The following is an 18,776-nucleotide window of genomic DNA, read 5'->3' on the forward strand; positions in this document are numbered from 1 at the left end:
TTCGACGACCGATAACGCAGTGAAATTATTTATGTTAAAATCTATAGATATGCATAGTTAATGAAAAGGATTGCAGGTATGGCAGCGCATCACCTTATATTAGGGAAGTTGGAAGACTTTATAACCGAAGAGACTCTGGCTGATACACTTGATGAACGGATTCGCCAGAAGATTGCACGTATCCTGGTAGAGGATAAGGGCTACGCCAAAGAGGAGATCGAAGTCCGGCGGAATATTCATTTGGTTGTGGACGGTAAGATGGGAATCTCCCGGGTCGATTTTTTATTGAAAATCGCTAATAGGGTATTTGGCATAATCATTTTCGGCCCAGGTTCCCTGGTGAGCAGGGAACGTTCAACCATTGCGGCCGCCAGGCTTGTTGAAGATTATGAGGTACCTGTTGCCATAATAACAAACGGCGAAGACGCGGAAATAATGGAAACAAAATCCGGCCGTATAATCGCAAGGGGAGTTGATGTCATACCGTCCAAAGAGGATGCCCGGAAGATAATTTCCAATACTGAATTTAATAAAATTTCCGAAGAGCGACTGGATAAGGAGCGGAGAATCCTCTATGTTTTTGACGTTCTTACCCAAAAAGAATGTGATGATTTTACCTGCAGTATGCCTCTGCCCCCAGGAACAGGGGAATAGGGGACGTCCATTTGTAAATAAATAACTTGATATTGCGTGTCTGTTTTATATTTGTTTTACTACTTCAAATGATTGAATAATTACTGAATTACAAATGGACGTCCCCTATGGACAATCAATAAAAGCAAAGTAAACAGGCAGCCTTGATTCCCTGGTTTACACTTTTTAGATTTTGGTTCTTGCCTGGTTTCCATGCTGTAACATGTAAACGAGAAAGCGAGAAACACTAAAACTATAAACTACTTTTTGAGCTTGCTGAAGAATGCCAGTCAACAAACTGATTTTTTTATAGCGCACCTCTTAATTATTCAAGTGAAAAATTTAAATATAAGGAATAGAATCAGGGCAATAAAGGATGCAGCTACTCCTACCTTTAGTACAAATTTGGTTACTCTAATTATCAGTACGATCAGCATCAGCACGATAAAGGTTATTATGAAAACCCCTGCCAATTCCATATTCCAGAGCCCTAAGAAACAAAAAATATTGCGATGGCCACGATAATAATTAAACAATAAACAAGTAAATTTGTTGCCAATGAATTGGATTTCAGTTTAAGGGCCGTGCCCGAGGATCTTTTCAGCCACGGTATGAAGCCAAACTTCAAGGTGAATGAATTTAGCTCGTCAAGCACGAGGTGTGTTAGGCACCCGGCAAGCACAGCCAGTCCCGCAATAGTAGCTATTACCTTTCCTGACGAAGCAAAAAGGAGATATCCGATGCCGCCGCAAAACAGCGCGAACGGCACGCTATGCATTATACCACGGTGTACTGTAAGCCTTTTTATTACGGTACAGGCAACATAATTAATAAAGAGGTAGGAAAAAGTGAAGTAGCATACCAAAAATTCAGGCGAAATCCATTCCTGACGTACGAAACTCATAAAAAGCAGAGCAGGTATTAGAACGGATATAAGTTCGAACAACAGTGATAGGGGCTTGCCGGAGTCACTGTCGAGATCGGGCAATACCCCCCCCACAGAGCCTATAACGAATACGGCACAGGCCTGGGTCAGGTTGAGCCCATAAGTGAAAAGACCAAGTACCGATACGCCGGCTCCAGCAACCATCCCGCCTGCAAGATGTGTCTTGAACTGTGCCATAATCAATTACCTATATACTGTCAAAACAACATCACCCCTACCGATTAATTCCGGTACCTGTAAACGGCCAAGTGATTTGTCCTGGGCATGGGGACGTCTATGATATTATGCGTTTTTACCCTATCAACTCAAATCTGTTTTCTCTTTCAATTTTTTCACCTCTTATGGATGAACGACTTACCGCTGATTGGCATATATCCAGCTTTTTTCTAATTTCAATGGTTGTCATGCCGAGTTTTCGATGAGCCCAAAAACATAAAAGACTTCGCGCTTTAACTGTTGGCGGTGATTTCCCGAAAGCCGTTACCTGCTCAATCTCCATGCCCATCACTTCGGCAACCCGCTGTATTACCCGATTGAAATCATAACCTTTGGCTCTTAATTCATATTTCTGCTCAAATTCTTCTTCGGCGGCCTTTAAAACATTTTCAACAAAATCACTGTCACCTAAAATGCGTTCATCTCCCTTAACACGTATGCCTGCTTTGCGAAAATCTTTGAGAACCGACCAGCCGCCTATACTCCTTAATAATCCACCATCGGTAAGATCCTGCCGTTTACCTGCGCTTATACCTTTTTCAATAAACGCTCGATACCCTTTTTTTGTCAATCTTTTTTTGCCGGAAAACAGTTTATAAACATAATCGATATTCTGCCATTCCTCACTGGCTTTATTCATCAGAACACTGTGACCGCACCACTTATATTTATCCAGGCTTTTCATATCTTCCACAAGACCCGCCCTCAACGGGTTTAAGTGGATATAACGCACCAATTCCTTTAGATAGTATCCGCTGAATTTCGATAATAACATAGTATATCAGCATTGTTCATATATTAATCATAGAGAATTTTAATCTAAAATTTTAAGCTCATTTGTGGTATTTTAATTGAATTTTGGTAAAAAACGGCAAATTGTTAACACCTATAGACGCACCTCTCCTATCCGCATATTTTTTAAAATCAACTATTTTTGATAAAATCCTTGTTCGGCTTATGCCAGCCCGAGTTTCATCAGTTTTTTTTCTTCAATCTTTTCTCCCATTAGAAGCTGAATAAACTTTTTAAGATTATAAGCGGTTTGACAAAGCAATGACCATATACGGTCTCCTTCAAATCCTCTATAAAGACTGCATCCAAAACCTCTAATATTTTTTGCAATAGCTATGAAACCTTCTGTTGCTGAACGGGCTTTACAGCAAAAACTCTGTTTTTCTTCGGATACATCTTTTTTACGCCCCAAAAAAACGTTACTGATATTGTCTGCAATTTTAAAATTACCATTGCTTCTGTAACCAAGGTCGGTAATAATATTTTCCGGTTCGCCTTTCATCCGTTTTTTGAACTGTTCGAGTGTTCCAGCAAAAAGCGTTTTATCATTTGGATTACCGATAAAATTTTCAATGGTAATCATGAATCCTTCCCTATTGAAAGTCATTTCCATTGTTGTGCCGAATTCACACTTCGGATGCTCTTTTCCTTTTACAATCGGGCGGGCATCCGGTTCATCAATGGATACAATCCGGTTTTTTATCTGTTTTTTACCTTCGAGTTTTTCTAAGGTTTGTGCTTCAAGAATAGTAAGAATAGCAAACATATTGTCAGCTTTTATTTGTTTTTTCTTTGTGGTCTTTAATGATTCAACTTTTTTATCAAATATTTTTAGAGCAGGAATAAATAATATATTAAATTTGAGTAACCATTCCAAACGGTTTTGTTTTTTGTTCAAAAAAAATTCTCGCCATAATTTTTTTACTTCATTATTGTCCCACCACAAGGAGATTTGATGCAAAACGGCAAATTGTTTCATTTTGTCAAAAGCTTTAAAAATTAAATGTACATCATTTGGATAGATAACGTTATTTTTCAATACGCTTGAATCTATCATAGCATTATCACCCTGTATTATCCCAGCTTTGCGTAGAACCTCAAAAACTTCTTTTTCTATAATTTCAACACCTTCTTCACCTATACGTTTTCGAAATACACATATAGAACTCGGATCCAGGCATGTTTGCAATTCCTCATTTGTGATGTTACAAAAATATTGAATATAGTGGTTTTCTTTTATATGCTTAACCATTTGCCTATCACTTAATTGATAGTATTTTATACAAATCAAAATCGCTGTCATCATCCTGAGAGATTTTCCAAAAGCACCCTGACTGGTGTTATAAAATTTACACAACTTTGTAATCATTTTTTGCCATGGAATTATCCCACGGATAATAACCAATTCCTGAACTGGATTGGTTATATTTGCTTTCACCCATTCATCAGAAAGAACTTCTTCAAAAGTATTTTTTATCATCAGAATACCTCCTATCCTTTTTAGAGTGCTTAAAATACCATTTAGCTGCAATTTAAAAAATGGCATATACTGCTATGGATAGCAAAGCATTTCTTTCATAAAAAAGAAATTCAGCAGATACTAGATATATATCTTCCTGGCATAAAATCGACTTGTACCTGTTTTGAAAAAGTTGACCGTGGCGAGAGTATTTCTTATTGAACCATACCGCGTATCCGGTGAGCAAACGACTCATTAACACAGAAACCGGAATCAATCCGGTTTTTAATAATAAGTGGACGTGGTTTGGAATCAATACCCATGCAAAACACTCGGTTTGTGTTTCAGGAATCAAATTATTGAGCCGATTTAAAAAGTTTCTCCGATCATAATCTGATCTGAAAATTTTCTTACGTTCTATCCCCCTGACAATTATATGATGCAGTGCTCCAGGTGCATCTATTCTCGCTTTTCGTGCCATGTTTAAGATGTATTATATAATTATTTCTAAGTAAAGCATAATATCATAGACGTCCCTATACTTGTCCCCAAATTTTACTGAAAATATTGAAGGTGCCTGAATGACATATGATAGATTGCAAGCAAAAATAATCCCTGGCAAACATTGTAGCTTTTGTGGAAACGATTCTGTTTCTTTAATAAAAACAAAATGTTGTGATCAATGGATTTGCTGTGACACTTCTTTTGCATCTATAAAAGGTGGAGATTATTGCCAATATCATCACGAGCACGAGAGTCTCTGTCATTTTCATTACAATAACAGCCATTCAGGGATATGGCAGGAGTGCAAAGAATGCCGGGATTTGGTTGGGGAAGATAATTTTAATGCTGCATTTCATGACCCCAACAATGTGCCAAGATATTAATCGCACTCATGATAGGGCCAAAAGTTGAGCAAAAAAAGTAGCCACAAAACTGAGTTTTTGGACACCCCAGCTATAGACTAAAAGCAATATATTTTGTAGAGCACGGTTAAAACTCTATTCAAAGGATCGCAATCATGCAAAATACAGCAAATACAGCCCTAACACTTTTTTGTCCCAGGAAAAGCTGCAAATGTTATCAATCAACCGAGAACAAAATCACCAAGGATGGAGTTTACATAACAAAATCCGATTTTGAGCCAAGACAAATGTTTTACTGCAATGGTGGCAAACATAGATTCTCAGAAACAGGATATTCCGATCTTTTTGGAAAGCATGGCAGCTTTAAAGAGTATGATCAAACGGCAAAGCTAAACTCTTACGGCCTTGGCACTGATGCAATTGCCGATGTACTTCAAAAAGATCGAAGGACAATTGAACAATGGCAAAAAGCTATTGGACAAAAAGGCCAGCAATTTCACCTATTTCTTTGTTTTACTATCGGACTTACCATTGTATTTCTCCAAATGGATGAACTATGGTCTTACCTTAAAAATAAAAGTCAACAATTATGGGTTTTTATCGCTCTTGAATCAACAACAAAATTCTGGATCGGTTTCGAGTTGGGTTCAAGAACAACTTACACTGCAAACCGTTTAGTAAAGGGCGTTAAAAAGTTGGGCAAATGGGGAAAAGATAATATATTAAAGGTCGCTACAGATAAATTAGCGGCTTACAAAAATGCGCTCGAAAACATTATGCCTGAGATTCCTTATGCTTACCTGCAAATTGTTAAGCGCCGAATAAAGCGTCGGCTTGTAACAGTTAAAAAATATTTTGTGAAAGGTACTGTAAAAGATTTCCCCGGAAAAAGCCAAAACACCTCATTTATTGAGAGACTGAACCTTACCCTAAGGCAACATATCTCCTATCTTCAGAGAAAAACCCTGGGGTATTGCAAGAACAAGCTGAATTTTAGTAATGTAATGTAATGTGGATTAACTTATTCAACTATAATTACATACAATTTCATAAGAGCTTACGAATACGAATTAACAATGAAAACGAGAAATTTATAAAAAAGTATAACCATAATACACCGGCAATGCAGATGGGACTTACGAATTCTCCACTAAACTGGAGATATCTCATTACAGTCCCAACACCTTTTAAGTAGCTGATTTTTCGAACCTGCATTGTTTTGTAGGGACTACCTGAATTTCCTTCGCTTTAAGTTTGTAGCCCAAAATAAAAGGATTCATCCGGAAAAGGATGAATCCTTTTTTTTTGTTCAGGTTTCAGGCTCAGGCTTCAACTTCCTGTTCTACGGAAATTGCGATTTTGAAAAGAATAGTTAATATAAAGAAACCCGTCGCCCATACGCCCAAGGAGATTATTATCTCAAGAATCGTGGGAACATATTCATTTACATGATGCAACGGTGACGGAACAAATCCGCCGGAAATCATTCCGAGTCCCTTGTCAATCCAGGTGCCGATAAAGATCAAGATGCAGGATACCATCAGAATAGACTCATTCTGGCGGGTAACAGGATTTACAAGAAGGATAATTGCCACAGTCATGAAGATAACCGATGCCCACATCCATGGCACAAGGACTCCGTGTCCGTGCAGACCGACAAAAAGATATTTCAGATGGACGGTATGGCCGGGTATGTTACTGTAAAAAGCAACAAAGACTTCGCAAAGAAAAAAGAAGACATTGGCGATGATCGCGTATGTGATAATCTTGGCAAGTGCTTGAATCGCCTGTTTGCCAGGATCAAAATTTGTTACCTTTCTTATTATGAAGCATAATAGGAGCAGCAGCGACGGGCCTGCTGCAAACGCGGAGGCCAGAAATCTCGGCGCCAGTATAGCGGTTAACCAATAGTGCCTGCCAGGCAGACCACAGAAAAGATATGCCGTTACCGTATGGATTCCAAAAGCCCAGGGAATGGATATGTATATAAAGGGTTTTATCCATTGTGGGGGCGGAACTGAATTCCTTTCAGCCTCAAGGACGTTCCACCCCACAATTATATTTAAAAACAGGTATCCATTTAAGACTATCATGTCCCAGAATAGAACAGAGTGGGGAGTAGGGTGCAGGAGAACATTCAGTGCTCTCTGAACTTGCCCGAGATCGGCAAGAATAAACAGAAGACACATGGAAACCGACGCAATAGCCAAAAACTCACCTAAAATAGTAATTTTTCCGAAAGCTTTATAATTATGAAGATAATAGGGAAGAGCAACCATAACTCCTCCGGCTGCGACTCCAACGAGAAAGGTAAACTGGGCAATATAAAATCCCCATGAAACATCACGGCTCATGCCTGTTATTCCAAGGCCGAAGGTGAACTGTTTAAGATAACAGAGTCCCGCTACGCCCATTATGACAAGCAGCACTATTATTAATGTCCAGTACCCCTTGTTTCCTTTTAAAGCATTTTCAAGCATAACCACCTCTTTAGCTTTAGTTATAAATTTAAATTAATTATCCTATACAATATAAAATACAGACGGATGTGTGCCCAAGCTGGGCTTGCGTCTTATCGTATAATTTTCTTTTAATAATTTTCTGACGGTTGAGTCCGGATCATCAAGATCGCCGAAAGCAATGGCGCCGTTTGATACTTCCACACACTTGGGCATTTTTCCCACAGCCAGCCTCTCGGCACAGAAATTACACTTTTCTACAACACCTTTCGTCCTGGTTGGGTAATCAGGGTTTTGATGTTCTATGCCGGGTCGTGGATCTCTAAAATTAAAGCTCCGTGATCCGTAGGGACATGCCGCCATACAGAACCTGCAGCCTATGCACCTGTGAAAGTCCATCAGCACTATTCCGTCCTCGCGTTTAAAGGTCGCCTTGGTGGGGCAGGCCCTTACACAGGGAGGGTCATCACAGTGGTTGCAAAGTACCAGAAATGGGAGGTGTTTCACCCTCTCATTAACATATTCATTTTCCGAGTCGGTAAAGGCATGTTCGTATTCATCCTCCCAGATCCACTTGATCTCATGGTTTTTAACTTTGAGATCAGGAATATTGTGGATTGAGTTGCAGGCATCTATGATCGGTTTAAGATCCTCTTCTGATTGAAATTTACGTGTATCTATTACCATGCCCCATCTTTTTCCCGTAAGGGCATTGTTCTTTTTTGAAAAATCTGGTTTGAGATGCTCAGCATGCTCTTCCGATGATGCGAATGTATTAAAAACCGGCTTAATCACAAGTCCCAAGGCTGAAACTCCGGCTATCTTCAAGAAGCTTCTTCTGCTGTTTTTCATTACTTCTTCTCCTCCTTAGGATCAATATGACAATCCCAGCAATAAGGGTTAACCGAAGCATAATCATGACATTTGTCGCAAAATTCAGCCTTGTCGGTATGGCATCCGAGGCATGACTCTTCGCCGCTGGAAAGACTGATATTATACTCCTTTCCTGTACTGCTCTTGTAGGTTCTATTCCCTTTTCGCACAACTTCGTTTCTCCAGTTATCCAGAATATGCATATGTTCGGCTTTCATATATTCCTTCGGTTCCACACATACTTTGGCGGCTTTGGCCTTATCCGAAAGTTTGGGTTCCGGCGCAGAAGTAGCTTTCCCCATATTATACCAAAAAGGGAAGGTTATAATTGCAAGAAATATAATCAATCCGATGACGATTTTACTTTTATCATTCATCAGCTTCATCCTCCATTCCGAGTAACGGTTCACCGCGTAAATCAGTAGTTCTCTTTGATTCTCCAGGCATGATCAAGGCATTGGCGACCATTTCATGAAGTCCGATTACATCGACTTCAGGCACCCAGTACTCCATCAGCGCCGGAAATGCAGCCCTGTCGATTGCACAAATACAGGCCAGCATGTTTACACCATGTTTTTCGTGAACATGTTTAACTGCGTTAGCCCTTGGCAAACCGCCTGCCATTCTTAATTCAATATTTTCTCCGGCATTAAGACCTGCCCCGCTTCCGCAGCAGAAGGTCTGTTCCCTGATAGTGCCTGGGGGCATTTCATAAAAATTATTGCAGACATTATTAATAACATACCTGGGCTCATCCAGCAGCCCCATTCCCCTGGCTGGATTGCAGGAATCATGAAAAGTAACTTTCAGGTGGTCATTTCTGTTTTTATCAAGTTCGAGCTTGTTGTGTTTGATCAAATCAGCCGTAAACTCGGCAATATGAACCATTTTTGTCGATTTTGCGTTTTCGAATTTTGTGCCCGTAATAGGAGAAACGGGTTCTTCCATGAAGTCTGCCGGTCCGTTCATGGTGTCCATATATTGATGAACTACCCGCCACATATGCCCGCATTCGCCGCCAAGAATCCATTTAACGCCCAGCCTCCTGGCTTCGGCATACATTTTGGAGTTGAGTCTTTTCATGGTTTCATGGGATGTGAAAAAACCGAAATTTCCGCCTTCTGAGGCATAGGTGCTCCAGGTAACGTCGAGTCCGTATTTTTCTTTCAGATAATGAAAGAGCATTATATAACCCATACATGTATAGGTTCCGGGATCGGCAAAGTAATCTCCGGAGGGAGTTATAAAGAGGATGTCCGCCCCTTTTTTGTTAAACTGGGGCTCCACCAGGACACCGGTAACCTCTTCGATATCTTCGACAAAAAAATCGAACATACCCTTAAGCGCATGTGGCTGAATTCCAAGATGGTTGCCTGTTCTGTAACAGTTCGCAACCGGAGTTGCAACCCAGTCTATGTTCAGGCCGATCAGGTTCAGGAGTTCCCGGCCCATAATAGTAATTTCGGCAGTGTCTATGCCGTAAGGACAAAAAACAGAGCAGCGCCGGCATTCAGTACACTGGAAAAAATAGTACCACCACTCTTTCAGCACATCCAGGGTCAGCTTCCTGGCTCCTCCAAATTTGCCGAGAATCTTTCCAAAGGTTGTGAAGTCATTCCTGTAAACGGAACGAAGCAGTTCTGCGCGCAGAACCGGCATATTCTTTGGGTCCCCGGTTCCGATAAAAAAATGGCATTTATCAGCACATGCTCCGCACCTGACACATATATCCATAAAGATTTTAAATGTGCGGAATCTTTCCAGTCTCTCCCTAAAACCCTTGTGCAGTATTTCCTGCCAATTTTCAGGCAGTTTCCAGTCTTCTTCGAGAGGATTCCATTTTCTGACATTCGGAAGACCGACGTATTCAACACTTTTAGGGTTGGAAGCGTAGCAGTATATACCCTTTTTGATATTAATCGGTGTATCCATCCATCCTGAAGCAGGTGGATTTCGATCTATTTTTGCTAATAGTTCATCAGGTTTCAGATCTGTCATTTTAACTCCTTTTCTACCGGGAGCCCGGCTTCTATCATTTTTTCCCTGAATTCATCCTCATACTCTTCGTATGTGTGTAAGGGCACATCATAGTTCCAGGGGTTTACATGTCTTACGGCGCGGGTATTATTTACCAGGTTTCTGGTCGGGCTAAGGAATATTCCTCCGGCATGCATGAGTTTGCTGAAGGGAAAATATGCCAGGAGAATACTTACCAGGAACAGGTGAATATAAAATACACCTCCGACACTTTCAGGAATTACCGGGTGAAATTTTACTAAACCCATTGTGAATCCCTTGATTCCAATTACATCGACTTTGGTAAAATAACGCATAAAAATACCGCTGCAGGCAATTCCCATAATCAGGAAAAGAGGAAAATAATCAGCGGCAAGGGAAATATAGTTTACCTGGGGTATAAAAATACGTCTTAAAAAAAGGAAAACAACCGCTGCCAGGAGAACTATACCGGAGATCATTATTGCCGGCAAACCGATCTGTATAAAGGTGTCCACAAATTCCAGGCGCAGAAATCCGTCAAAAAATTCAATAAGTTTAACGCAGCCCGGAACCGGGTCAAGAAAAAATCTTAGATGCCTCATAATAACAACCAGGAAGGAATAATGAAATGCCAGTGCTGCAACCCACAGCCATATTTCCCAAGAATAAGTCAGTTTTGATCCGTTATAAAGTTCATTTTTGGTATTCCTGAATAATGAACGAAAGCAGCAGATTTCAAAAAACATTCGCAGAATAACACCCAGGGTTGAACTCGGGTTGTCTATTTTATTCTGTTTTATCCAGGGAAGCGATTTTTGCTGACCGCATGTTGTGGGAATGCGGAAAGGGACGGCGGAGCTCGCCCAGCCCAAAATACGCCGGATAAATCCAACAATAAAAATTATTGCGGCCAGGTAGGGTATTACGATTCCGAAAAATATCGCTAACCCGCCGGCCTCGGCGCCCACATATGCAAGCAGCATTAAAATGACAACTGCAATGAGGGAGAACCAGTATTTACCGTTCATTTAACAACACCTCGCTTTCTGCGCTTTTAAAGTATCAAGAATTTTTTTTAATGCCCTCAGTACCTAATCATACTCAGGACCTGTCATAAGATGCCGGGATAACTTAATATTGTAAAAAAAATCTTGTGCCTTAAAGCCCGATTAATAATTATACCTAAAATTATATCTAAATTATATTGGGGACCCGGCTTTTTTATGTATTATCTTTCACCAATCCAGCTCTTTCAAATGCGCTGAATGTTCTTTTTTTCATTTCCGTAGCTTTAATCTCATACAGCTTTGTTATACATTCCATGTAGATATCAAAGCCTAACCGAATAAGTTGATCAATTTTTGTTTCTAATATGAACCAATCATCCATGCTTTGTTTATCTTTAACAATTTCGTTTCCTAAAACCTCTTTTATAATTGTTTTCAGGGAGAATAAAAAATTTGTCGCCTGGGAGGGTGTAAAACTTTGAATCGCTCTGATCCGCAGAACCGGGTCAAGAAGTGACCTTGCCGAATCCGGTTCTGCTCCTTTGAGGAGAAGTTCAAACAAAGCGGCCAAACCGGTTGAAATGGTATTGCCGACCGGGTTTGAAAACGGATCATTTTGTGCTTTAAGAAATCGAGCGGTTTCGGATGAATATGAATCTTTTACAATCTGAATCCACTTGGCGACAATTGTAGCTTTGTGCTGCTCCAAAAGATTAGTTAACATAGTTTTATCAGCAACTCCTTAAGCTATAGATTGAGTGGAATTATTTATGTGACAATCTATATCAATTGTTTGAAACCTATATACCCCTGTATACCATAGAGATGGAAGGGGATAAAAATTGAATATTGCACAATAAATTTAATTTATTTTTATATGCAATAAGCGAAATTATGTCAAGGAGAAATGAAAAACGGCAGCGTTTTTGCTAACGTCCCTTACTGCACAAATAGCTTGACATTTATAGTTTTTTTTGTTTGAGGATGATAGATTGTATCCGGGACTGACTGTTTCCGGTTTATATGGATTTTAGATAATTAATTGCACAAGGCTGGAGGGAGGAAGGCGTATTGTAATACTTCGACGACCGATAACGCAGTGAAATTATTTATGTGGAAATCTATAGAGTAAACAAGGAGGAATCTATGGAAACTCAAGACAAATGCTGTACGATCGTACCCTACTTCAAGATTCAGAACGGCAAACTTGAGGCTTTTAAGGAGTTGTGCGAAAAGTTAATTCAAAAAACCTTTAAGGAACCTGAATGCCTTTATTATGGATTTAGTTTTGACGGATACGAGGCTCATTGCCGTGAAGGCTATGCTGATGCGGAAGGACTGCTGACTCATCTCGAAAATGTGGGCTCTCTGTTGGAAGAAGTTCTTAAAATTGCCGACATTACCCGTCTGGAAATTCACAGCACGGAAGAAGAACTGGCCAAGCTCCGCGAACCCCTGGCTGACTTGAAGCCGCAGTTTTTTACGATGGAGTATGGGTTTCGTCGTTAGGCCCCGCTTAAAATTAAATTCGCAGAATTGGCGCTCCGATTTTACTTCATGGTTGTCGTACCGGCAATAATTAGCGCGTCTCGTTTTTGTTTAAAACCAAAAAAAACAGTTTTCCACCTTGCTGCATATGGCCTGCTGCAATTTCCGCATATGTCCCGTTCCCCCAAAACATATCAATTCGCGCCGGTCCTTTTATCGCTCCCCCGGTATCATGATTTAAGACAAATCGTTTGCAATCCGCCCAGGCATGAATTTTACCTGAATCGTCTATTAACGGTTTTTCGGTTTCAATAAAGGCCATAGCCCCCAAAGGAAATATGTTCCGGTCCGATGCAATCGACCTGCCCGGAATCAGTTTAACTCCCAGATAGCCGATAGGAGCCGTTTCTTCAGTTTTAAAAAATACATAATTAGGGTTATAGGTTAAAACCTCATCGAGTTCTTCCGGGTGCTGATGCAGGTATTCACGGATTTTCTGCATAGACATCTCGGATTTAGGAATTTTACCTTTTTCGATAAGTAATTTGCCTATGCTCCTATAAGGTCTGCCGTTAGTGGTATGGTAATGCACATTAATTGTATCTCCGTTATCAAGATGAATTTTTCCGGAACCTTGAATATGCAGAAAAAAAAGATCGACTCGGTCATTAACCCAGGCTATGATTTTTGCCTTTTTTTCCATCATATTTCCCCCATCTATTTTCTTACGGTTATAATAAGGTAAGACAGTGTCATCCGCAAACCGGCCTACAATTTTTTTCCCTCTAAATTTAGAAGAAAAGAGGGAGAGGTTAATTGTTACAAGATCATCGGGTCTGGAGTAGATCGGGAATCTATATTCCCGGCTCTTCTTAAGGCTTCCATCCAAAATCGGTTCATAGTAGCCTGTAACCAGAATTTTTCCTTCTGCTGCAGATCCTGAGGATTTATAAACGGAATAATGCCGCTTAATAAACTCCCTGAGTTTATTTTCAGATGGTTTTGTTTTTATAAATGAAAGGAAATCTTGAAAAGATTTGATCATATGGGCGGCGTTGAATTTTTCGTTTCCTAATCTAAAATTCCTGTCCGGAGGTATCCTTCTGAGATATGACAGGCTCTGTTCAATCCCGCTTTCCAAACCCGCATAATCCAGATCATCAGTAAAATCAGGGTAATTTGATAAAGAAAGCTTTTGCAGGAAAGGTTTTCTTGAAATATCCTTTTCCCTGTCCACGGACCTGCATCCTGAAATAACCCCTGAAATAACCAAGGATACAATCATGGTAAACCCAAAAAAAATCGCTGCTTTTAATAATTTTTTTCGTTTTTTATTGAATAACATTTTTTTCCTGTTTCTCCGCCTGTTTCTTCGATAGTCCGGACAGGCATTCAGCCTGCCGCACAGCCATTTGTATTGCCGCTATAAGGCTCCCCGGGTCTGCCTTGCCCGTTCCGGCTATGTCGTACGCAGTACCGTGATCAACAGATGTCCTTATAATAGGAAGACCGAGGGTCGTATTAACCCCGTCGTTAAAATGCATAAGTTTAAATGGAATAAGTCCCTGATCATGATACATGCATACGACTGCATGATAATCGCCTTTTGCTGCATGATAAAAAATTGTATCCGGCGGAAAAGGTCCTGCTGCATTAAACCCCTCATTTAAGGCCGCTTCAACGGCAGGCAGGATAATGTTTTTTTCCTCATCACCAAACATCCCCCCTTCTCCGGCATGGGGATTTAAGCCGGCTACTGCTATACGGGGATTATCGATTCCAAAATTTTGCTGCAGCGATTGCCATGTTATTCTAATGGTTTTGAGTATATTCCCAGGTGATAAAATTAACGGGACACTCTTAAGGGGAGTATGAATGGTTACAAGTACAACACGCAGCCTGTCACCGGCAAGCATCATCGCATAATCTAAGGAATTAGTCCGTTCGGCAAGAAGTTCCGTATGCCCGTGAAACTTTGACCCTGATAGCTGCATTGCCGTTTTATTTACAGGACATGTTACAATTGCAGATATCCTCTTTTGCATAGCCATATCTGTGGCTTCATTAATATAGAATATCAAAGCCCGGCCTGTTTCTGCAGAGGGCCTGCCTAAAGCTGTTTTTGCAGGATCAAGTCCGGATAAATTTATAACATCGATTCTCCCGCATTTAAATAGCCCGGCATCAGGTTCCTCAATAACAGAAATATCCAGATTACTATTTGTAAATTCTTTTGCAGCATGAAGGATTTTTGCATCACCAAATACAACCGGCCTGCAAATTTCGTAAATCGAAGGCTTGCATAACGATAAATGGATGATCTCAGGTCCAATGCCTGCAGGATCTCCCATTGTAATACCTATTATAGGACGTTGTTTATTCATTTATAATTTTCTCAAGTTTCAGACTTTTTGATGGATATAGGTCCTGATTACAGACCTCGGAAATCATAGGTTTAATAAAAATGCAAAAAGCCTTACTGTTCAAGTCGTTCGGCCATTACACAATGATTTATTGGACAGAACCAAGCAAAAAGATTGATTAAAAAACATATACCGCATAGTGGTCTATAATTTCAGGGCAACCACAAGGGATTGCCCCTACGAAAAACCAAATGCACGGTGAAAACAATAGTATGGGCAGGCCTTGTGCCTGCCCGCAGGAAAATGAAATCTTGAACACTGAACCTTTGAACCCGTGAACTGTTACGAAAAAAAAGATAGACAGTTATATTCAAATAGTCAATAATAATCTTGTGTTGATAAAAAAAAAGGGACCTGAGTTGGAAATGCTTTTTTTCGTGGACTATATAGTATCCGCTGAATTTCGATAATAACATAGTATATCAGCATTGTTCATATATTAATCATAGAGAATTTTAATCTAAAATTTTAAGCTCATTTGTGGTATTTTAATTGAATTTTGGTAAAAAACGGCAAATTGTTAACACCTATAGACGCACCTCTCCTATCCGCATATTTTTTAAAATCAACTATTTTTGATAAAATCCTTGTTCGGCTTATGCCAGCCCGAGTTTCATCAGTTTTTTTTCTTCAATCTTTTCTCCCATTAGAAGCTGAATAAACTTTTTAAGATTATAAGCGGTTTGACAAAGCAATGACCATATACGGTCTCCTTCAAATCCTCTATAAAGACTGCATCCAAAACCTCTAATATTTTTTGCAATAGCTATGAAACCTTCTGTTGCTGAACGGGCTTTACAGCAAAAACTCTGTTTTTCTTCGGATACATCTTTTTTACGCCCCAAAAAAACGTTACTGATATTGTCTGCAATTTTAAAATTACCATTGCTTCTGTAACCAAGGTCGGTAATAATATTTTCCGGTTCGCCTTTCATCCGTTTTTTGAACTGTTCGAGTGTTCCAGCAAAAAGCGTTTTATCATTTGGATTACCGATAAAATTTTCAATGGTAATCATGAATCCTTCCCTATTGAAAGTCATTTCCATTGTTGTGCCGAATTCACACTTCGGATGCTCTTTTCCTTTTACAATCGGGCGGGCATCCGGTTCATCAATGGATACAATCCGGTTTTTTATCTGTTTTTTACCTTCGAGTTTTTCTAAGGTTTGTGCTTCAAGAATAGTAAGAATAGCAAACATATTGTCAGCTTTTATTTGTTTTTTCTTTGTGGTCTTTAATGATTCAACTTTTTTATCAAATATTTTTAGAGCAGGAATAAATAATATATTAAATTTGAGTAACCATTCCAAACGGTTTTGTTTTTTGTTCAAAAAAAATTCTCGCCATAATTTTTTTACTTCATTATTGTCCCACCACAAGGAGATTTGATGCAAAACGGCAAATTGTTTCATTTTGTCAAAAGCTTTAAAAATTAAATGTACATCATTTGGATAGATAACGTTATTTTTCAATACGCTTGAATCTATCATAGCATTATCACCCTGTATTATCCCAGCTTTGCGTAGAACCTCAAAAACTTCTTTTTCTATAATTTCAACACCTTCTTCACCTATACGTTTTCGAAATACACATATAGAACTCGGATCCAGGCATGTTTGCAATTCCTCATTTGTGATGTTACAAAAATATTGAATATAGTGGTTTTCTTTTATATGCTTAACCATTTGCCTATCACTTAATTGATAGTATTTTATACAAATCAAAATCGCTGTCATCATCCTGAGAGATTTTCCAAAAGCACCCTGACTGGTGTTATAAAATTTACACAACTTTGTAATCATTTTTTGCCATGGAATTATCCCACGGATAATAACCAATTCCTGAACTGGATTGGTTATATTTGCTTTCACCCATTCATCAGAAAGAACTTCTTCAAAAGTATTTTTTATCATCAGAATACCTCCTATCCTTTTTAGAGTGCTTAAAATACCATTTAGCTGCAATTTAAAAAATGGCATATACTGCTATGGATAGCAAAGCATTTCTTTCATAAAAAAGAAATTCAGCAGATACTAAATATTTTTTTCTATTTTTTTTACAGGAATTGGCCGCCACAATGGTGCAACATGAGCCTTTACAGGATTACCGTTCCAGATCAGAAGCTGCAGTTCATGAACGGCCAGAGGCCTGACCGCCTCACCGGATTTGTTTGGCCACCAGTTGAAACGTCCCTTAGACAGCCTTTTCTGACACATCCAGAATCCTTGGCCATCATACATAATGATCTTTATGGCAGTTGCCTTTTTATTACGAAAAATAAAAACATACCCTGAAAATGGATCGGAGCGCAGCACCTGCCGACAAACAGCATTTAGACCGTCGATACCTTTTCTGAAATCCACCGGGTCTATGGCCAGCAGGATACGCATTTGCGGAGTTATCTGAATCATGGCTGACTCCAAAACTGTTGGGTTATATTGATCAAGTCAGAACTGTCCGCAATTTGCATTGTCATCCTGGCACCGTTCTGATGTTGCATCTCGATAATGCCCTTGAAAGGCAAAGGGGCTTGGGCTACATCAAGTTCGATGAAAGATGCCGTCGGCACGGACGGATTTGGTGATATATTCTGGACGTAATGCTTTAGCTTGGTATGGTTGAGGCTCAAGGCTTTTGATATACGGTGCAGAGAATAGGCAGGGTATAACGAGGCAGCGGCTTCCCATAATGCTTCCGGAATGGCTTTACCTCTATCCCGGCTGTTACGCCATTGTTTAAATTTTTCCCGTACTTCATCCAGACTGTACTCGCCTGAAGGCTGCATAAGATTCATCGGTCATCCTCCTTATATAATATTACGTGATTTGAATGACCGATACTACCTTATTTGAATTTGTTTTTCATGCACGCTTGCCGAAAGGACACGGTTTATGGCTTCGCCGATGAACTGAAAATTATTGGCAAAAAAACCATTCAGGATGTTATAAAGTCAAGAGCTGAAGGTGGTATTTTTTCTGCACTTGCTAAAGATGAGAAAAAAGAAAGTTGTGCAACTATAAAGAAAAGTTCCTCCGAAAGCCATTACTCAGATAAAATGAGATTGATGGAAGAAAAAATTCATAATATTGACAATTTGCTGGTTAATTTAGACAAAAGGCTGTTAAGCTTAACTGAAAAAAAGGAGGACCGGGACATTGTCGTTGTTGAACTCTTTAAAATGCTAAAAAAGAGTATGGAAGACCGATTCGACGCACAAATAAAATTTGGCGATTATTTAAAGGAAGAACAACCGAACGAGCAGAAAGAATCAGAGCTGAATTCACCTAAAAAATTTTATAAATTTACCAAGCTTTTTGAAAAAGTGGAAAATGAATCAATTTAACCATGATACCTTTGCAACAGGTTTATTGCAAAGGTGTCATGGTGGGCTCTTTTTGCATAATTATTCTATTTTAAAACTTTGCGGTGGACAAGGCGGTGTTTTGTCCGGTGCTTGCCAGGAAACAGGATTTGAAAAGGAAGATTCTACTTCTTTATTATATGCGGTAACAGCCAAATAACTGGTGGCCTTTTCCCTTAAATTAAGATTGCTCAGCGGGTATTGGTTCACATTGCCTACATTCAGACTGTTGGTAAAATTATTTATGCTTTCACC

21 protein-coding genes are annotated in these 18,776 nt (G+C 39.5%); 6 read left to right on the forward strand and 15 right to left on the reverse strand.

Going from position 1 to position 18,776, the window contains the following annotated elements; genetic code table 11:
• Positions 1–60: 60 nt before the first annotated feature.
• The gene (locus tag BuS5_RS09115) at positions 61–654 is read left to right on the forward strand and encodes a type I restriction enzyme HsdR N-terminal domain-containing protein (protein WP_084446230.1); all 594 of its coding nucleotides are present in this window, start codon (positions 61–63) and stop codon (positions 652–654) included.
• 469 nt (positions 655–1,123) lie between these two features.
• Here BuS5_RS09115 and BuS5_RS09120 read toward each other — a convergent pair whose 3' ends face one another.
• From BuS5_RS09120 to BuS5_RS09135, 4 genes are all read right to left on the reverse strand, one after another.
• A complete protein-coding gene (locus BuS5_RS09120) occupies positions 1,124–1,756 on the reverse strand; it encodes a metal-dependent hydrolase (protein WP_027354786.1) in 633 nt (210 codons plus the stop codon).
• Between the two features lie 115 nt (positions 1,757–1,871).
• Positions 1,872–2,570 carry a transposase gene (locus BuS5_RS09125; protein WP_274428153.1) on the reverse strand — a complete coding sequence of 233 codons (699 nt, stop codon included), beginning with the start codon at positions 2,568–2,570 and terminating at the stop codon, positions 1,872–1,874.
• A 180-nt stretch (positions 2,571–2,750) separates the two neighbouring features.
• Positions 2,751–4,067, reverse strand: a complete 1,317-nt coding sequence (locus BuS5_RS09130; RefSeq protein ID WP_274427662.1) for a transposase — start codon at positions 4,065–4,067, stop codon at positions 2,751–2,753.
• 52 nt (positions 4,068–4,119) lie between these two features.
• Positions 4,120–4,527, reverse strand: a complete 408-nt coding sequence (locus BuS5_RS09135) for a transposase (protein WP_274428154.1) — start codon at positions 4,525–4,527, stop codon at positions 4,120–4,122.
• 100 nt (positions 4,528–4,627) lie between these two features.
• On the opposite strand from BuS5_RS09135, the gene BuS5_RS09140 reads away from it, so the two are divergent.
• Positions 4,628–4,933, forward strand: a complete 306-nt coding sequence (locus tag BuS5_RS09140; RefSeq protein ID WP_274427754.1) for a hypothetical protein — start codon at positions 4,628–4,630, stop codon at positions 4,931–4,933.
• 134 nt (positions 4,934–5,067) lie between these two features.
• A complete protein-coding gene (locus BuS5_RS09145; RefSeq protein ID WP_274428155.1) occupies positions 5,068–5,922 on the forward strand; it encodes an IS1 family transposase in 855 nt (284 codons plus the stop codon).
• A 312-nt stretch (positions 5,923–6,234) separates the two neighbouring features.
• On the opposite strand, the gene dsrP is transcribed toward BuS5_RS09145, so the two are convergent.
• The 6 genes from dsrP to BuS5_RS09175 form a co-directional block, all read right to left on the reverse strand.
• Positions 6,235–7,392, reverse strand: a complete 1,158-nt coding sequence (dsrP, locus tag BuS5_RS09150; RefSeq protein WP_027354829.1) for a sulfate reduction electron transfer complex DsrMKJOP subunit DsrP — start codon at positions 7,390–7,392, stop codon at positions 6,235–6,237.
• Positions 7,393–7,434: 42 nt separating this feature from the next.
• Positions 7,435–8,223, reverse strand: coding sequence for a sulfate reduction electron transfer complex DsrMKJOP subunit DsrO (dsrO, locus tag BuS5_RS09155; protein WP_027354830.1), 789 nt, complete (start codon positions 8,221–8,223; stop codon positions 7,435–7,437).
• Complete coding sequence (gene dsrJ, locus BuS5_RS09160) at positions 8,223–8,621, reverse strand: sulfate reduction electron transfer complex DsrMKJOP subunit DsrJ (protein ID WP_027354831.1); 399 nt, start codon at positions 8,619–8,621, stop codon at positions 8,223–8,225. The genes dsrO and dsrJ overlap by 1 nt, the downstream gene beginning before the upstream one ends.
• The gene (gene dsrK, locus BuS5_RS09165; protein ID WP_027354832.1) at positions 8,614–10,242 is read right to left on the reverse strand and encodes a sulfate reduction electron transfer complex DsrMKJOP subunit DsrK; all 1,629 of its coding nucleotides are present in this window, start codon (positions 10,240–10,242) and stop codon (positions 8,614–8,616) included. Before dsrK ends, dsrJ begins: the two co-directional genes overlap by 8 nt.
• Positions 10,239–11,270: a sulfate reduction electron transfer complex DsrMKJOP subunit DsrM gene (dsrM, locus tag BuS5_RS09170; RefSeq protein ID WP_027354833.1), complete on the reverse strand. Its 1,032-nt coding sequence runs from the start codon at positions 11,268–11,270 to the stop codon at positions 10,239–10,241. The genes dsrK and dsrM overlap by 4 nt, the downstream gene beginning before the upstream one ends.
• A 193-nt stretch (positions 11,271–11,463) precedes the next feature.
• Positions 11,464–11,973: an RsbRD N-terminal domain-containing protein gene (locus BuS5_RS09175; RefSeq protein WP_051375116.1), complete on the reverse strand. Its 510-nt coding sequence runs from the start codon at positions 11,971–11,973 to the stop codon at positions 11,464–11,466.
• A gap of 422 nt (positions 11,974–12,395) precedes the next feature.
• Here BuS5_RS09175 and BuS5_RS09180 point away from each other — a divergent pair, with 422 nt between their 5' ends.
• On the forward strand, positions 12,396–12,758 hold the full coding sequence (locus BuS5_RS09180; RefSeq protein WP_027354834.1) for a putative quinol monooxygenase: 363 nt from the start codon (positions 12,396–12,398) through the stop codon (positions 12,756–12,758).
• A 70-nt stretch (positions 12,759–12,828) separates the two neighbouring features.
• Here BuS5_RS09180 and mltA read toward each other — a convergent pair whose 3' ends face one another.
• The 5 genes from mltA to BuS5_RS09205 all read right to left on the reverse strand — a co-directional run bounded on the left by mltA (position 12,829) and on the right by BuS5_RS09205 (position 17,954).
• Positions 12,829–14,082 (reverse strand): murein transglycosylase A, encoded by a 1,254-nt coding sequence (gene mltA / locus BuS5_RS09185; protein WP_051375118.1) that lies wholly within the window; start codon positions 14,080–14,082, stop codon positions 12,829–12,831.
• Positions 14,069–15,088 carry a 4-hydroxythreonine-4-phosphate dehydrogenase PdxA gene (gene pdxA, locus BuS5_RS09190; RefSeq protein ID WP_274428156.1) on the reverse strand — a complete coding sequence of 340 codons (1,020 nt, stop codon included), beginning with the start codon at positions 15,086–15,088 and terminating at the stop codon, positions 14,069–14,071. The genes mltA and pdxA overlap by 14 nt, the downstream gene beginning before the upstream one ends.
• 668 nt (positions 15,089–15,756) lie before the next feature.
• Positions 15,757–17,073 carry a transposase gene (locus BuS5_RS09195; protein WP_274427662.1) on the reverse strand — a complete coding sequence of 439 codons (1,317 nt, stop codon included), beginning with the start codon at positions 17,071–17,073 and terminating at the stop codon, positions 15,757–15,759.
• A gap of 120 nt (positions 17,074–17,193) precedes the next feature.
• On the reverse strand, positions 17,194–17,571 hold the full coding sequence (gene tnpB, locus BuS5_RS09200; RefSeq protein WP_274428157.1) for an IS66 family insertion sequence element accessory protein TnpB: 378 nt from the start codon (positions 17,569–17,571) through the stop codon (positions 17,194–17,196).
• Positions 17,568–17,954 (reverse strand): hypothetical protein, encoded by a 387-nt coding sequence (locus tag BuS5_RS09205; protein WP_274427635.1) that lies wholly within the window; start codon positions 17,952–17,954, stop codon positions 17,568–17,570. Before BuS5_RS09205 ends, tnpB begins: the two co-directional genes overlap by 4 nt.
• Before the next feature lie 69 nt (positions 17,955–18,023).
• Between BuS5_RS09205 and BuS5_RS09210 the strand changes: the two genes are divergently transcribed.
• Positions 18,024–18,503, forward strand: a complete 480-nt coding sequence (locus tag BuS5_RS09210; protein ID WP_027354999.1) for a hypothetical protein — start codon at positions 18,024–18,026, stop codon at positions 18,501–18,503.
• Complete coding sequence (locus BuS5_RS09215; protein WP_157487483.1) at positions 18,475–18,681, forward strand: hypothetical protein; 207 nt, start codon at positions 18,475–18,477, stop codon at positions 18,679–18,681. Before BuS5_RS09210 ends, BuS5_RS09215 begins: the two co-directional genes overlap by 29 nt.
• Positions 18,682–18,776 lie beyond the last annotated feature (95 nt).

The sequence above is a fragment of the Desulfosarcina sp. BuS5 genome, from assembly GCF_028752835.1.
In the GTDB taxonomy this organism is placed as follows: Bacteria; Desulfobacterota; Desulfobacteria; order Desulfobacterales; family BuS5; genus BuS5.

Excerpts from the sequence above, each read along its gene's own strand:
- BuS5_RS09115 (WP_084446230.1), top strand. The coding sequence starts at position 61 with ATGAAAAGGATTGCAGGTATGGCAGCGCATCACCTTATATTAGGGAAG.
- BuS5_RS09120 (WP_027354786.1), bottom strand. The coding sequence starts at position 1,756 with ATGGCACAGTTCAAGACACATCTTGCAGGCGGGATGGTTGCTGGAGCC.
- BuS5_RS09125 (WP_274428153.1), bottom strand. The coding sequence starts at position 2,570 with ATGTTATTATCGAAATTCAGCGGATACTATCTAAAGGAATTGGTGCGT.
- BuS5_RS09130 (WP_274427662.1), bottom strand. The coding sequence starts at position 4,067 with ATGATAAAAAATACTTTTGAAGAAGTTCTTTCTGATGAATGGGTGAAA.
- BuS5_RS09135 (WP_274428154.1), bottom strand. The coding sequence starts at position 4,527 with ATGGCACGAAAAGCGAGAATAGATGCACCTGGAGCACTGCATCATATA.
- BuS5_RS09140 (WP_274427754.1), top strand. The coding sequence starts at position 4,628 with ATGACATATGATAGATTGCAAGCAAAAATAATCCCTGGCAAACATTGT.
- BuS5_RS09145 (WP_274428155.1), top strand. The coding sequence starts at position 5,068 with ATGCAAAATACAGCAAATACAGCCCTAACACTTTTTTGTCCCAGGAAA.
- dsrP (WP_027354829.1), bottom strand. The coding sequence starts at position 7,392 with ATGCTTGAAAATGCTTTAAAAGGAAACAAGGGGTACTGGACATTAATA.
- dsrO (WP_027354830.1), bottom strand. The coding sequence starts at position 8,223 with ATGAAAAACAGCAGAAGAAGCTTCTTGAAGATAGCCGGAGTTTCAGCC.
- dsrJ (WP_027354831.1), bottom strand. The coding sequence starts at position 8,621 with ATGAATGATAAAAGTAAAATCGTCATCGGATTGATTATATTTCTTGCA.
- dsrK (WP_027354832.1), bottom strand. The coding sequence starts at position 10,242 with ATGACAGATCTGAAACCTGATGAACTATTAGCAAAAATAGATCGAAAT.
- dsrM (WP_027354833.1), bottom strand. The coding sequence starts at position 11,270 with ATGAACGGTAAATACTGGTTCTCCCTCATTGCAGTTGTCATTTTAATG.
- BuS5_RS09175 (WP_051375116.1), bottom strand. The coding sequence starts at position 11,973 with ATGTTAACTAATCTTTTGGAGCAGCACAAAGCTACAATTGTCGCCAAG.
- BuS5_RS09180 (WP_027354834.1), top strand. The coding sequence starts at position 12,396 with ATGGAAACTCAAGACAAATGCTGTACGATCGTACCCTACTTCAAGATT.
- mltA (WP_051375118.1), bottom strand. The coding sequence starts at position 14,082 with ATGTTATTCAATAAAAAACGAAAAAAATTATTAAAAGCAGCGATTTTT.
- pdxA (WP_274428156.1), bottom strand. The coding sequence starts at position 15,088 with ATGGGAGATCCTGCAGGCATTGGACCTGAGATCATCCATTTATCGTTA.
- BuS5_RS09195 (WP_274427662.1), bottom strand. The coding sequence starts at position 17,073 with ATGATAAAAAATACTTTTGAAGAAGTTCTTTCTGATGAATGGGTGAAA.
- tnpB (WP_274428157.1), bottom strand. The coding sequence starts at position 17,571 with ATGATTCAGATAACTCCGCAAATGCGTATCCTGCTGGCCATAGACCCG.
- BuS5_RS09205 (WP_274427635.1), bottom strand. The coding sequence starts at position 17,954 with ATGAATCTTATGCAGCCTTCAGGCGAGTACAGTCTGGATGAAGTACGG.
- BuS5_RS09210 (WP_027354999.1), top strand. The coding sequence starts at position 18,024 with ATGCACGCTTGCCGAAAGGACACGGTTTATGGCTTCGCCGATGAACTG.